This window comes from Haloterrigena sp. H1, assembly GCF_005938085.1.
Lineage (GTDB): Archaea > Halobacteriota > Halobacteria > Halobacteriales > Natrialbaceae > Natrinema.
Genome location: NZ_SMZK01000001.1, coordinates 1,373,382 through 1,387,556, shown reverse-complemented (window position 1 = coordinate 1,387,556; position 14,175 = coordinate 1,373,382). Strand labels below are relative to the sequence as shown.

General features: G+C 61.8%; 12 protein-coding genes, 1 tRNA gene and 2 rRNA genes. 7 read left to right on the top strand and 8 right to left on the bottom strand.

The window, feature by feature from the left end:
- Positions 1–3 precede the first annotated feature (3 nt).
- Positions 4–348, bottom strand: coding sequence for a cupin domain-containing protein (locus E2L06_RS06970; protein WP_138779923.1), 345 nt, complete (start codon positions 346–348; stop codon positions 4–6).
- A 137-nt stretch (positions 349–485) separates the two neighbouring features.
- Here E2L06_RS06970 and E2L06_RS06965 point away from each other — a divergent pair, with 137 nt between their 5' ends.
- The 4 genes from E2L06_RS06965 to E2L06_RS06950 all read left to right on the top strand — a co-directional run bounded on the left by E2L06_RS06965 (position 486) and on the right by E2L06_RS06950 (position 3,802).
- Positions 486–1,337, top strand: coding sequence for a triphosphoribosyl-dephospho-CoA synthase (locus E2L06_RS06965; protein ID WP_138779921.1), 852 nt, complete (start codon positions 486–488; stop codon positions 1,335–1,337).
- Positions 1,334–1,921 (top strand): DUF447 domain-containing protein, encoded by a 588-nt coding sequence (locus E2L06_RS06960; RefSeq protein ID WP_138779919.1) that lies wholly within the window; start codon positions 1,334–1,336, stop codon positions 1,919–1,921. The genes E2L06_RS06965 and E2L06_RS06960 overlap by 4 nt, the downstream gene beginning before the upstream one ends.
- 215 nt (positions 1,922–2,136) lie before the next feature.
- Complete coding sequence (locus tag E2L06_RS06955; protein ID WP_138779917.1) at positions 2,137–3,366, top strand: sodium:proton antiporter; 1,230 nt, start codon at positions 2,137–2,139, stop codon at positions 3,364–3,366.
- Positions 3,367–3,610: 244 nt separating this feature from the next.
- The gene (locus E2L06_RS06950; RefSeq protein ID WP_138779915.1) at positions 3,611–3,802 is read left to right on the top strand and encodes a 30S ribosomal protein S17e; all 192 of its coding nucleotides are present in this window, start codon (positions 3,611–3,613) and stop codon (positions 3,800–3,802) included.
- Positions 3,803–3,991: 189 nt separating this feature from the next.
- Here E2L06_RS06950 and E2L06_RS06945 read toward each other — a convergent pair whose 3' ends face one another.
- Positions 3,992–4,249 (bottom strand): hypothetical protein, encoded by a 258-nt coding sequence (locus tag E2L06_RS06945; RefSeq protein ID WP_394348736.1) that lies wholly within the window; start codon positions 4,247–4,249, stop codon positions 3,992–3,994.
- A 262-nt stretch (positions 4,250–4,511) separates the two neighbouring features.
- On the opposite strand from E2L06_RS06945, the gene asd reads away from it, so the two are divergent.
- Together asd and E2L06_RS06935 are read left to right on the top strand one after the other, a co-directional pair.
- The gene (gene asd, locus E2L06_RS06940; RefSeq protein WP_138779912.1) at positions 4,512–5,546 is read left to right on the top strand and encodes an aspartate-semialdehyde dehydrogenase; all 1,035 of its coding nucleotides are present in this window, start codon (positions 4,512–4,514) and stop codon (positions 5,544–5,546) included.
- A gap of 168 nt (positions 5,547–5,714) precedes the next feature.
- Positions 5,715–6,023: a HalOD1 output domain-containing protein gene (locus E2L06_RS06935; RefSeq protein WP_138779910.1), complete on the top strand. Its 309-nt coding sequence runs from the start codon at positions 5,715–5,717 to the stop codon at positions 6,021–6,023.
- A gap of 12 nt (positions 6,024–6,035) precedes the next feature.
- Here the strand turns inward: E2L06_RS06935 and E2L06_RS06930 are convergent, their stop codons facing one another.
- Both E2L06_RS06930 and E2L06_RS06925 read right to left on the bottom strand, forming a co-directional pair.
- Positions 6,036–6,467: a universal stress protein gene (locus E2L06_RS06930; protein ID WP_138779908.1), complete on the bottom strand. Its 432-nt coding sequence runs from the start codon at positions 6,465–6,467 to the stop codon at positions 6,036–6,038.
- A gap of 132 nt (positions 6,468–6,599) precedes the next feature.
- On the bottom strand, positions 6,600–7,574 hold the full coding sequence (locus tag E2L06_RS06925; RefSeq protein WP_138779906.1) for a D-2-hydroxyacid dehydrogenase: 975 nt from the start codon (positions 7,572–7,574) through the stop codon (positions 6,600–6,602).
- Between the two features lie 204 nt (positions 7,575–7,778).
- Here E2L06_RS06925 and E2L06_RS06920 point away from each other — a divergent pair, with 204 nt between their 5' ends.
- Complete coding sequence (locus tag E2L06_RS06920) at positions 7,779–9,170, top strand: NAD(P)/FAD-dependent oxidoreductase (RefSeq protein ID WP_138779904.1); 1,392 nt, start codon at positions 7,779–7,781, stop codon at positions 9,168–9,170.
- Positions 9,171–9,533: 363 nt separating this feature from the next.
- Here the strand turns inward: E2L06_RS06920 and E2L06_RS21770 are convergent, their stop codons facing one another.
- The 4 genes from E2L06_RS21770 to E2L06_RS06905 form a co-directional block, all read right to left on the bottom strand.
- Positions 9,534–9,707 (bottom strand): hypothetical protein, encoded by a 174-nt coding sequence (locus tag E2L06_RS21770; protein WP_171052321.1) that lies wholly within the window; start codon positions 9,705–9,707, stop codon positions 9,534–9,536.
- A gap of 976 nt (positions 9,708–10,683) precedes the next feature.
- Positions 10,684–10,805 (bottom strand): 5S ribosomal RNA (gene rrf / locus E2L06_RS06915).
- Between the two features lie 130 nt (positions 10,806–10,935).
- Positions 10,936–13,854 (bottom strand): 23S ribosomal RNA (locus E2L06_RS06910).
- Between the two features lie 224 nt (positions 13,855–14,078).
- Positions 14,079–14,150, bottom strand: a tRNA-Ala gene (locus tag E2L06_RS06905).
- Positions 14,151–14,175 lie beyond the last annotated feature (25 nt).

Here is a 14,175-nt window from a genome sequence, read left to right as displayed (position 1 = left end):
GGACTACAGCGGTGCGCCCACCAACACGAGCTTTGCGCGCTCGTCGCCGCGGTTGTGGATCTGTCGCGTTTCGCCGGAATCGAGTCGAATCGCCTCGTCGGGCTCGAGCGTCACCGTCTCGTCGGCATCCGGCAACTCGACGTCGACCGTGCCACTGATGACATAGTACACCTCCTCCTGCCCGGACTCGGTCTCGTCGTGTTCCATTCCCTTGCCGTCGGGCTCGAGTTCGAGGACGGAGATACCGAGTTCGTCCGTCTCGAGGGGCGCTTTGAGAAACCACATGCCGCCCCACTCGTCGTCGATGACTGACTCGGGATCGGTCTTGGATGCGATATCGTATCCCATACCCGGACCTCTTCGTTTCGAAACTTAACTTCGGGGGCGCGAGTCGCTGTTGGGGCGGCGAGAGGCGTCGCAACGCGATCGAGGCCGTACGGTCCAGTGTCCGACAGTATAAGCCACCACAGCACACAACGGGACGTATGCGATCGTCAGCGGCGAACGCGGAACTGGCGCTGCTTCTCGAGGTGGCGGGCACCCCTAAACCGGGCAACGTCGACCGCCATCGCGACCTCGCGGATCTTCGATTCGAACACTTCCTCGCCGGTGCGGTTGGTGCCCGCGAGGGGCTCGCACTGGCGGCCGATGGGGCCGCGGTCGGGCCGGCCTTCGAACGGGCCGTCGCGGGGATGGCCACACAGGAGGGCGACAACACGCAGTTCGGCGCGCTCCTGTTGCTCGTGCCGCTCGTCCGGGCCGCCCGTGAGGACCTTTCCCAGCCCGTCGCCGAAGCCGTCGTCCGCGAAACAACGGTCGGCGACGCGGCGGCATTCTACCGCGCGTTCGACCACGTCGACGTGGGTGTCGCCGACCCACCTGCGGACATGGACGACCTCGACGTCCGCCGCGGCTCGGACGCAGTGTCGGCCGTCGAGGAACACGGGCTGACCCTCTTCGACATCATGGAGCGAAGCGTGCCGGGCGACGATGTCGCCCGCGAGTGGGTTCAGGGATTCGACCGCTCCTTTGCGGCGGCCCGGCGACTCGCCGAGGCCGACGGCCCGGTGACCGACCGAACCGCGACGGTCTTTCTCTCCCTGCTCGCCGAACGGCCCGATACGCTCGTCGCGACACGACACGACGATGCGACCGCACGGGAAGTGACCGACCGGGCGGGGGAACTGGTCGCGGACGACGCCCTCGAGACGGACCCCGCTACTGTGGAAGCCTTCGCTGACGACCTCGTCGAGCGCGGAATCAATCCGGGGACGACGGCCGATATCACCGCGGCCGGGCTGTTCATCGCCCTCGAGCACGAGGCGATTACTGTATGAGCGACGAGGGAAAGCCGACGGCGGCGGCGTGGCCCGTGACCCTCTCGGGCGTGACCGAATCGGTCGTGACCACACTGGGACCGAACGGGCTGTGGAACGCTGCCCCGCTCGGCCTCCACGCCGGGGATCCCGTTACCGCGCGGACGTGGGGCAACACCCGCACGCGCCGCAATTTCCACCGGCAGGGCGAGGGCTACGTCCAGTTCGTCGACGATCCGGTCGTCTTCGCCGACGCCGCGCTCTCGATCGTCGAGTTCGAAGAGCCGATCCTCGAGTCGGCGTGTGCCTGGGCCCGCGTGGTCGTCGAACAGGTCGACGCCGGCAGCGAGGGTGGCACCGACTGGGAGGTATGGGTGCTTCGGCCACTCGAGTCGGGCATCGAACGTGAGACTGTCCCGACGATCGATCGCGGATTCGGAGCCGTCGTCGAAGCGACCGTCGCCGCGTCGCGACTCGGCGTCGCTGACTACGACGAAGCCGAGCTTCGGGACCGGCTGGTGTACTTCGAGTCAGTCGTCGACCGCGCCGGCGGTCCGCGCGAGCGGGAGGCGCTCGAGCGCGTTCGCGACCACTCGTCGTGGTGACCGATCGCAGTGAGCGCACTATCCGAGTGCGGGTGTGATGGCCGACAGGCGGTTGGTTCCCTCACCGGAGGTGGTTCCGTCAGGGAAGAGGATTTTGTCGGTCGCGGTGATAGCTCGGAACATGTCGGCCGCGCTATCAGATTATCGTAAGTGGGCCATCAGGTCGACCGCCACAGGCCACACTGAACGCCGCAGTTCGGGAGGTCGATGAGTCGGTGTCGATCCACGTCGACCTCGAGCTTATCGCACTCGTCGCGGCTATCGTCGGGTTCGGCACTGCAGCCCAGTTTCTCGCTGCGAAATACCGCGTTCCCAGCGTGTTGTTTCTGATCGTCGCGGGCATCGCGATCGGCCCCGAAGGACTCGGGATCGTGACGACCGATACCTTCGGAGACGCGCTCTCGACGATCGTCGGGGTGAGCGTCGCCATCATCGTCTTCGAGGGGTCGTTCCGGCTCACGTTCGAGACCGTCCGAACCGCACCGCGGGCGGCCAGGCGGTTAGTCACGATCGGTGCAGCGCTGTCGTTTCTCGGGACCGCGCTTGCCGTCTGGCTCTTGCTCGATGCGAGCTGGGACATCGCGCTTCTCGTCGGCGCATTACTGGTCGCGACCGGGCCGACGGTGATCACGCCGATCCTCGCGGTGGTTTCCGTCCGCGAACCCGTCGCGACGACCCTCGAGACGGAGGGGATCGTCAACGACGTCACCGCTGCGATCCTCGCGATCGTCATTTTCAAAGCGATGACGGCGCAGGAACTCGCGCCGAGAGGGTTCGTCTTCCTCTTCATAGAGCGTCTCGGGATGGGAATCGTCACGGGTCTCGCGATCGCGGGCGTCGTCTGGTATCTCCTCACGCAAGTCGACCTGCCGGCAGAGGCCGAACCACAGACGGCCCGGTTGCTCGCGTTAGCCGGAGCCGTCATCGCGTTCGCGATCGCGGATTCGGTGTTTTCCGAGGCCGGCATCGCGGCTGCGGCCACCGCGGGCTTTACCCTCGGCAACCTCGAGTTGCCCCACCGAGAGAGCATGCTACGATTCAACCAGGACGTGACGCTGCTCGTCCTCTCGTTCGTGTTCATCACGCTCGCGGCGTTGCTCGAGTTCGCTGAGCTTCGTACGCTTGGGAGTGCGGGGCTCGGGGTCGTGGTAGTGGTGGCAGTGGTGCTCCGTCCGCTGGTAGTCTTTCTCTCGACGACTGGCAGGGAGTTCCCGGTCCGCGAGCGCCTGTTTCTCAGCTTCGTCGGCCCGCGCGGGATTATCCCGGCCTCGGTCGCAACCCTGTTTGCGCTCCGCCTGCAGACGACCACGCCGCCATCGGATCCCGCTGGCGCTGATCTCTTGTTGGGGACCGTCTTTCTCGTTATCCTCGTCACGGATCTCATCGAGGCGGGCTTTGCGAGACAGATCGCTGTCGCGTTCGGCGTGGTCGAGACGAAGGAGTAGGACATCCTTGAGTCTGGTCGTCGGGCGAACCGTCACCCGTCGGAGCCGGCAGTCACTGGCCACACGACGTGGAACGCAGAACCGCGGCTCTCGCGGGAGATAGGCCGCGAAAACTCACGATCATGTGATTGTACAGTCTCGATACCAACGATTTCGGCGTGCTCCGACGAAACGGGCCCGCTCTCCCCGGTCGCCAATCAGTGGAAATGGTGCGTTATAAGGGCCTCTAGACGGAATCCCCTGTATGGCAATCAAACCGGCCTATGTCAAGAAGACCGGCAACCTCCTCCTGGAGCGGTACCCGGAGGCGTTCACGACCGACTTCGAACAGAACAAGGAAAGCGTCGAGAAGCTCACCAACGTCGATTCCAAGGGCGTTCGCAATCGTATCGCGGGATACGTGACCCGAAAGAAAGGCGCCCAAGTGCCTGCGTAAGCCAGTCTTCGTAGAGAGGTAGTTACTTCATAGCCGCTCGTCAGACAGCGACAGCGATCGGACTAACCGACCCGTTCTCACGGACACATTATAGACCGACGGCAACCGGCGGGAAACAGAGATCTCGAGACTCGCTGATAGCCAAGAAACGATACTGAGAGAGACCGGACGATGGCGTCGAAAATCGCGTTACTCGCCGAACCCGGGCTCCATGTAGGCTGCGGCAGTGAGCGCCACGAGGGCGATGCCGAGGCCGAACACGAGCGCGACGGCACCGGTCAAGATGTCGAGCTGGTAGCCGATCACGGGGAATACGCCGCCGTTGTAGCCCGTCCACGCGATAAAGACGGACAACAACGCAGTGACGGCCGCGACAGCCGTCGCACCCATGCTGAACGGCGTCTCGAGCAGTCCTCCGTTGCGGGTACTCGCGGTCGAACTCGTCATCGGAACCACCTCTGGCCAGTGGCCTCGCGTCGATCCTGTCGGTAGTGCATCGGTTGCTAGGTACTGCTCCCGTTTCTTAATATCTTCTATCCGAAGAGGCGACTCTCTCGTGACAGGTACCCTCGCCGACCACCGAACCACCGTCTCGACTGTCACTCGACGCTCCGCCACTCGATACTCATCCGCTCGAGTAATTCCGTCGACTGACATGCGCTACCGAAAACCCAAACGGTTTTGCGGACACGACTCGGAGTGGCGGAAAATGGCAGTACGAGTAGGCGTACTCGGTGCGACCGGAGCCGTTGGACAGCGACTCATCCAGTTGCTCGACCCGCACCCTGATTTCGAGATCGCAGCACTGACCGCAAGCGACGCCAGCGCCGGCAAGACGTACAGACAGGCCGCAAAGTGGCGCGTCGATAGCCCGATTCCGGACGACGTCGCCGACATGACCGTGACGGCGACCGACCCCGACGACGTTCCCACTGACGTCGACCTTCTGTTCTCGTCGCTCCCCTCGAGCGTCGGCGAGGCCGTCGAGCCCGACTTCTGTGAGGCGGGCTACGTCGTCTCCTCGAACTCCTCGAACGGCCGGATGGACGAGGATATCCCCCTCGTGATCCCCGAAGTCAACGCCGAGCACCTCGACTTGCTCGAGGTCCAGCGCGACGAGCGCGGCTGGGACGGTGCGATGGTGAAAAACCCCAACTGCTCGACGATCACCTTCGTCCCCACGCTCGCCGCCCTCGAGGAGTACGGCCTCGAGAAGGTCCACGTCGCGACCCTGCAGGCCGTCTCGGGCGCGGGCTACGACGGCGTAACCTCGATGGAGATCATCGACAACGCCATCCCCCACATCGGCGGCGAAGAGGACAAACTCGAGACCGAATCGAAGAAACTGCTCGGCAGTTTCGACGGCGCGGAACTCTCGCTCAACGACGTCGAGGTCGGCGCCTCGTGTAACCGCATCCCGACGATCGACGGCCACCTCGAGAACGTCTTCGTCGAGACCGCCGAGGATCTCACCCCCGACGAGGCTGCCGAGGCCATGCGCGAGTACCCGAGCCTCGACCTGTACTCCTCGCCGGACCAGCTGATCGAGGTCTTCGAGGACCCCGAACGACCACAGCCGCGTCTCGACCGCACGCTCGGCAACGGGATGTCGGTCGCTGCCGGCGGGATTCGCGAGTCGACGTTCGGCCTGCAGTACAACTGTCTCGCACACAACACGATGCGCGGCGCAGCCGGCGCGAGCGTGCTCAACGGCGAACTGCTGCTCGAGAACGGCTACCTCTAGCGTCGACGGCTAACTCAGCCGATTTTTATCCGGCGACTCGCAGGGTCGACGAGACGCAGTCGGCTCGGATGACCTGTCGTCTCCGAACGACCTGTTGAGAGCTACCCCGACTTAAAACGTTGGCCATCCAATCGGAGTCACTTCGTGAGTTGACCCGATAGACGAGGTATGGAAACTGAAACCGCTCTCTGCAAGTCGCGTCTGCAGGACGAATGCGATACCCATCAGACCCAGCCGGATCAGCCGCTCAGCGAAGCGGTCATCGAAGCGATCGCGGCGGACTCCGGTCTGGACGCCCTCGAGATTGCGGACGAGTTCGGCCCGCTGTACGACGTCATCGATCCGGCTGCGCTCGATTCGCTGTTTCAGTCCACGACTGAGACAAGCCGGACCGGCGGCTGCGTGACGTTCGTCTACGCCGGCTATCGGGTCAGGGTCGACCAAACGGGACGAGTCGAGCTATCGGAACGACAGTGACACCAGTTCCGATTAGTCGTCGACTCGCGGCAGTGCAACCACGGGGACCGAGGCTTCTTTGACCAGCCGCCGGGCGACATTGCCGGTAAGCAGTTCTACGAACCGGTTTTCCTCACGAGGCTCGAAGGCCACGGCGTCAGCGTTGCGCTCTATCGCCGCCTCGAAGATGGTCTCGACGACATCGGTACCGAACAGGATCGCCGTCTCGACCGTTCCAGCACGCTCTTCGAGCGGCTTACGGGCGCGCTCGAAGATTTCCCGTGCATACTCCTCGCGCTGTTCGACCGAGGCCTTGTCAGGCGCACCGCCGGCTTTCTCGATCACGTTGACGACGAGCACCGTACTCGAGGGGGCGAGATACGGCGCGAGCGCGGTCGCGGTTTCCTCGCCGTCGTCCGGATCGGCCACGGGGACGAGGACCGTCCCGTCGAACGAGAGCGTCATCGGATACCTCCCGCTCGAGTACATCCGTCAGCTAGTGATAGTTCCATGGTCGTCTTTCGCAGAGAGAGCTAAAAAAGGGGAGTCAACTGGGGTCGGTCCGCTGGACAACTCTCGGACACGATCGGCCGTCGATCAGGGGCGGACTTGGTTCTCGAGGTCGGCGTCGTCTCCCTCCTCATCCAGTCGTCGGCGGTTCTCGGCGACGATGTCGGCCAGCCGGTCGTAGTACTTCGGCGTGTGACCGGCGTTGTGAGGCGTGAGTTGGACGTTCTCGAAGGTCCACAGCGGGTGGTCCTCCGGCAGTGGTTCGGGATCGGTGACGTCCAGGGCGGCCCCGCGAATCCAATTCGAGCGCAGCGCCTCGACCAACGCGTCCGTCTCGATGACCGGCCCGCGGGCAACGTTGACCACGACTGCGTCGGGATCGATCGTCACGAACGCCTCGCGGTCGAGCAATCCGCGGGTCGTCTCCGAGAGGGGACACGCCAACACGAGGTAGTCCGTGCGCGCGAGCGCATCGTCGAACGCCTCGTCTTCGAAGCCGATCACCTCGTCTGTCGGTCCACCCTTTGCGGGTGTGTAGCGGACGCCGATCGTCTCGACGCCGAACGGCTCGAGTCGCTCGCAGACTGCCTGCCCGATCGCGCCCAGTCCAACGACGGTGACGGTCGATCCCTGCAGCTCGTGGGCTTTGTAATGTCGCCACTCGCGGCGGCGCTGGCGGCGCGCGCCAACGTGGAACCGCCGAGTGAAGTGAAGGATCGACCCCAGCACGTGCTCACCGATGTTCGGCCCGTGGACGCCCGCGGCGTTGGTTACCGTAACGTCTCGATTTTCGAGTTCCTCGAGGGGGAGGTGGCCGGTCCCGGCATACGCGCAGGCGAAGACCTCGAGATCGTCGGCATGCTCGAGGAGGTCCGCATCGAGCGTCATCCCGGTGACGAACGTCGCCGTCTGAATCGCCTCGCGCTCGTCGGCCGGCGTGCGCGCGAGTGCGACAGTGTGGTCCGGCAGTCGATCGCGGATCGCCTCGGCGTACTGTTCGATTGGTATCCCGTGGGTTCCTTTCCGAAGCACGAGCACGTCCGGCGCGTCAGCATCGCTCATGATCATGCCCTTGCCCAGCGCGATGAAAAGCGTTCGTCTCGCGGCACGTCGGGTGCTCGAGCCTCTCCTCGCACTCGAGACGAGATCGTGCGGGTCCCTCAGCCCGTTGTCCGGCAAGCGATCCGACGGGAGACTGACCCCGACGCAGTCGGTCGAAACTGTCCCTCGCAGTTTTTATAATGGCTCACTGAGTCCAAACGGCGTATGGAACGCGTAGACGTCGCGATCGTCGGCGGTGGCCCCGCGGGCGCGTCCGCGGCCGAACAGGCCGCCGCCCACGGCGCAGAGACGGTGCTCTTCGAGCAGGGGGTTCCTCGTGAGGATCGCGAGGAACTCGGTCCGGATTCGACGGACGCCGCCGGGATGCTCGACTACTGGATCGACATCATGGGGTTCGATTACCGGGAAATCCCCGACGACGTCATCCACCAAGAACTCGAGGCCACGAAGTTCATCGGCCCGAACAGCGCCGTCGAGTTGCGGACGACGGGCATGGACGCCAGCTATCCCAAGTTCGGCTATACCTTCCACCGCGCACGCATGGACGACTGGCTCTACGACCGCGCGACCGAGGCCGGTGCCGACCTGCGCGTCGGCGTCGGCGTCAAATCCCTCGAGACCAACCTCCGGGCGACGAGTCCACACGGGCCGACCCACACGCTTTCGCTCTCGACCGGCGACGAACTCGAGGCCCAGTACGTCGTCCTCGCGGACGGTCCCCAGCGACGGATCACGCTCGAGGCGCTCGATCAGTTTACTGCACCCGGCCGAAGCGTCTCCGACTACCTCTCGCCGCCGGAGGCGAACCACATCGCCTACCAGGAGTACCGGGAGTTCCCCGAGGAGTTGTTCGCGGAGTTCGAGGACACTCTCACGTTCTGGTGGGGGTACATGCCCGGCGAGACCGCCTATCCGTGGGTCTTCCCGAACGATGGCACGGTCGCTCGCGTCGGGCTGACGATGCCGATCGGAATGGACCTCGAGGACGTCGATACTCCTGGCAGCTACAAGCTCTTGCGGCCCGACGACGAGAAAATCCCGTCGGGTGCGGAGTACATCCGCCGCCTGCTCGAGCAGGAGTACGGCGACGAGTACGACATCGAGGACGACATTCCTCGCGTCGAGGACCGTGGGAAGTCCAAGGGGACGGAAACCTATCCCATCTCGTCGACGCGACCGATCGAGTCGCCCGTCGGCGCGAACATCGCCGTCGCCGGCGGCGCGATGGGCACCACCTCGGCGTTCCACGAAGGCGGCTACCACGTCGCCGTTCGTACCGGCAAAATCGCTGGCCGGTTGGCTGGGACGGACTCGCTCGAGAACTACAACGATGTCTGGAAACGCGCGGTCGGCGACGAGATCCTGCGCAACGTCGCGTTCGCTGACATCGTCGAGGACTACGGCCCGGACGACTGGGACTGGGCGTTCGACACCGTCTCCGACATGCAAGGCGGCCGTCACGACAAAGTCCTACTCAGCAAGCGGTACGCCGCCGGATTCGACGCTGCAAAGATCCTCACGGCCTACAAACGACAAAAATACAGGTACCGTGACGGCCGCTACGTCCAGCTATCGGAATCCGATTACTTCTACTGAGACGACCGGCTATCGGGACTTTCGTTGCTGCGTCGACCGTGTGTCGGTTCCAAATCGGGGACTGTAACGGCACTTCACCGACCGTTCGCCGTGATCGTTTTCCAGGACGGCGTGGAACCGAATGGAAAGTCCCTGTAGCGCGCACTAGCTTTGATACTGCCGGACAGAACGACGTGAAGCCGGTCGCAGATTCGCGCCCGGCTTCGTATTGACTGCTGTCCAGTAGTATGGCTACCGAAGCCAATGCCTACTCGTCGCCATTATTACTTGACATATTCGTGCCCGCCACTACTGTCTTGCTAGTGGCTAGCAGCGTTACCTTCCACTCCCCACATGAGACCCTCGAGAACGGCGATCGACGCGTTACGGCAACTCGTCTGGGTCAGTCTCGATCACCTGAAGCTTTGACGACTCGCAGTCACAGAACGTCGACTGACCAAGCGGCTGGAGACTACCATCGGGCCAGATCTGGACAATACCGATCTCTCCGCAGTGGTCGCACTTCGCCGCCGCGCGTTGCTTGTCATTGTTGTCCACAGCGCCACCTCGGGGGACCTCCCTACCACAGCGAGCGACGAAAAACCCTGGTAGCACCCTCGACAGCCCAACGAGCACGGCGCGAAGCGGCTGCACCAAGTGACCAGCGGCTACGAAGCAGACTGTGTACCCATTCCAGTACCTGTTTCAGCTCCGTTCGGTATCTGAAGATTACGATACTGATGCTTCAGAACCGACAACAGAAGCCCCCGTCCTCGAGATTAGACCTGTCTGCAAGCGGGACTCGAGTCGCTCGACGACTTCTCGACACCGACAACCAGTGACTCGAAGGAAACGGGTGTCACTGCCCTCGAACTTGGGGTGCCCACCAGCAGTGTACTCATGTGTGATCGCGACGGTAGTCACACGCGGTGAGGTGAGGACGGCTCGAGCCTGCAAGAGTTAAACGGGCCGCGTTCCTAGTGCAACTGCGTGCCTTTAGTCCCCGTCCGAGCAGACCCATTCGGGTGCGATGACAGCACGGCGAACCCGGGCACGCGACAGTAGTACTCCGGAGAACGCATCGCGTTCTCCCGCCCGGCACGAGGGTTAGCCAGCCGACGCGGCATGCCGCCACGGGATGAGGCTGGACGTTAGTGTTCCGGGCGTACACTTCATACGGAGCGATATCTCCCTCGAACTCACCCGCTCTGCGATCAGCGAGCCAGTATAGGTTTGATTCTCTCCTCGACTATATTCCTATCCGCGTCCTGCTTCGTATAACGATCTTCTAGATGAGGCGTTTTTGAGGGAGGTATTGGGTACCGACAGAAAACGGCATGAGCTGACCTCTTTCAACCCGTGCCTCTCGTTGCTGTTCAAATACTAGCAATGATTGTTTTCTACCGCGTTCATCGCCGAATAGGAGAGCCACTCTCAGCGTTACCACTGCTTGCTACCGGGCGTATATGCAGAAAACCCCACACAGCTCCTGCAAACGCAGTTGCTCTGTGGGGTTGAAAGTATCGAGTATGAGTGGAGGCGGCGAAACGAGTTTCCCAGAGGGTCGCCCACTCCAGTACTCACCGTAACGCAGGCGGGCTTATCTTCCGTGTTCGGGATGGGTACGGGAGGAACCCCGCCGCTGTGGCCGCCGTAACGCCGACCAGCGGAATCGAACCGCCGTCATTCCAATATCGGTGGTGTGTCCAAGACCGTTGTATACGTGTAGTCCAGTTTGCGTCCGGACCCGTTCGCGCGTCACGGATCCAATGCGATTGTAGTTATGAGTGTGTGGCTTGGCCAGTTAGTGCTCGCGGACTCAACACCTCGTTGCCTTGGTGCGTACATCCCGAGTCTATCGAACTCGTCTTCTACGAGTGGCCTCGGTGGTATCTCTTTTTCAGGTGGGTTTCGAGCTTAGATGCGTTCAGCTCTTACCCCGTGGTGCGTCGCTGCCCGGCACGTGCCCTTTCGGACAGCCGGTACACGAGTGGCACCCATTCGTAGTTCCTCTCGTACTATACGAACGTTCCCGTCAGATACCGTAACACCCCCAATAGATAGCAGCCGACCTGTCTCACGACGGTCTAAACCCAGCTCACGACCTCCTTTAATAGGCGAACAACCTCACCCTTGCCCGCTTCTGCACGGGCAGGATGGAGGGAACCGACATCGAGGTAGCAAGCCACCCGGTCGATATGTGCTCTTGCGGGTGACGACTCTGTTATCCCTAAGGTAGCTTTTCTGTCAGCAATTGGCCGCATCAAGCAGCCTAATTGGTTCGCTAGACCACGCTTTCGCGTCAGCGTCCGTCGTTGTGCCGGACACTGTCAGACTTCCGTATGCTCTTGCGCTCTTCCCCGCGTCTCTGACACGGGTGAGGAAATCTTGGGGCGCGCCCGATATCTTTTCAGGCGCGTACCGCCCCAGTCAAACTGCCCGGCTACCAGTGTCCTCCGCCAGGAGTGAGAGTCGCAGTCACCATCGGGTAGTATTTCAATGCTGGCTCGGTGGCCCGCTAGCGCGGGTACCTGTGTAATGCCTCCTACCTATGCTGCACAATGGCGACCACGTCTCAGTGACAGCCTGCAGTAAAGCTCTATAGGGTCTTCGCTTCCCCTTGGGGGTCTCCAGACTCCGCACTGGAACGTACAGTTCACCGGGCCCAACGTTGGGACAGTGGCGCTCTCGTTGATCCATTCATGCAAGCCGCTACTGAAGCGGCAAGGTACTACGCTACCTTAAGAGGGTCATAGTTACCCCCGCCGTTAACAGGTCCTTCGTCCCCTTGTACGGGGTGTTCAGATACCTGCACTGGGCAGGATTCAGTGACCGTACGAGTCCTTACGGATTTGCGGTCACCTATGTTGTTACTAGACAGTCGGAGCGCCCGAGTCACTGCGACCTGCCCCATTGCGGGGCAGGCATCCCTTATTGCGAACGTACGGGACTAACTTGCCGAATTCCCTAACGTCGGTTGCTCCCGACAGACCTTGGCTTTCGCCGCCACGAGTACCTGTGTCGGATCTCGGTACGGACAGTGTGCTTGCCTTTTCACGGGCTCTAGGTTGACCTGACTTGCGCGATCCAGCCATTCATTCGCTTCGTGCCATTACGGCTTCCACGAATTTCGACTGTTCGACTGGGCGAAAGCCCAGCTCAGGCGGCCCCAAAGCGTCGGCTTTGAGTGCACACTGGCATAGGAATATTAACCTATTTCCCTGTTGTCAGCTTCGACTTACGGGCTGACTTAGGACCGGCTAACCCTCAGCTGATCAGCATTGCTGAGGAACCCTTACTCGTTCGGCCGTCGGGGTTCTAACCCGACTAACGCTGCTACTATGACCAGGATTTTCGTTACTGAACGGTCCACACGAAATCTCTTCCGTGCTTCCACCCGAACAGAACGCCAACCTACGGGATCGTGTTGTGACACACGCCGCTAGGTCTCGGTGGTAGACTTGAGCCCCGATCATTTTGGGCGCCTCAAACCTCGGCCGGTAAGCTGTTACGCTTTTCTTAGAGGGTAGCTGCTTCTAAGCTCACCTCCCGGCTGTCTAGGGCTTGAGACCACCTTCGATCGCACTTAGTCTACACTTGGGGACCTTAACCCAGCTCTGGGTTGTCTCCCTCACGGTACACAGGCTTACCCCGTGCACCGGACTCCCTGCGTCAAACGGCGTTCGTAGGTTCGGAGTTGGACAGGGGGGCGCACTCCTCTCGGAGTGCGATCCCCCAATCCGTCGCTCTACCCCACGAACTACCTCGGCAGAGGTGATGCTTCGACATCTTTCGGTTGGAACCAGCTGTTTCCGGACTCGATGGGCCTTTCACCCCTAGACGTAGATCACGAGAGGGTATTGTAGGACACCAACTCTAACAGGCCTCCACGTGCCTTTCGGCACGCTTCACCTTGTCCACGCCTAGATCGTCCGGTTTCGGGTCGTGCCCGTTTGACTCCCCGCGCTTGAACACGGCGGCCCTCGCACATAGTGCTGCGGCCATGTCGGTTTCCCTTCGCCTTCCCCGATGATCGGGTTAGACTCGTCAAACAGGCACACTCCCTGGTTCGTTTTTCAAAACGTACGACAGAACACCGGCTTCCCAAACTGCTTACTACAGGTTCGCACCTGATTCATTATGTCCGGGACCTTGTGTGCCCTGTCGCTCCATCGCCAACTGATTTCACGCCCTATTGCACCTCCCTTCGTGGGGTGCTTTTCAGCGTTCGCTCACGCTACTTGTTCGCTATCGGTCTTGAGGAGTGTTTAGTCTTCGCGGTCGATGCCCGCGATCTTCACGAGGGATATCCAACCCCCGATACTCTGGAGCTGACTCGTTCCGTACTTGTCGACAATACGGGACTGTCACCCTGTTTCGTGCTCTGTTCCAAGAGACTTCGTGTCGACGTTCGGGAAGTGATCGTCAGTCCGAACACCACATTGCCTGACGGCTTCGGTTTGGACTGTATCGCGTTCATTCGCCATTACTAACGACATCGCGTTTGCTTTCTTTTCCTGTCGATACTAAGATGTTTCAATTCTCGACGTTCCCCATTGCGCGAAGCAATTGCGGTGGGGATTCCCATTCGGAAATCCTGAGTTCTTCGCCTCCGTGCGGCTCCCTCAGGCTTATCGCAGCTTGGCACGTCCTTCTTCAGCTCTCAAGCCGAGCGATCCACCAGCTGGCACAGTAGCCACGTTCATCGGATCGGCGTTGCGACAGAGTCGCAACATCGTGACCCGGGAACGGGTCCAGTGGACGCCTGGACTACACGTACACACGGTCTCATCTGCACGCCAGTAGACAGCTGGCCTGCATTAACCCTTCCCAGCCACACTTACGCGGGCTGGTGCATCGGTTCGGTCGTACTCCATCATCAAGCCGTCCCCCACTTAAGGGGCACGATTCGATGAGCAGTACGAAGCATGGACCCACAGGGATTCGAACCCTGGGCATCCTCCTTGCAAAGGAGGCACTCTCCCACTGAGCTATGGGCCCACGTCCACCCAAACGGGCGGACAGA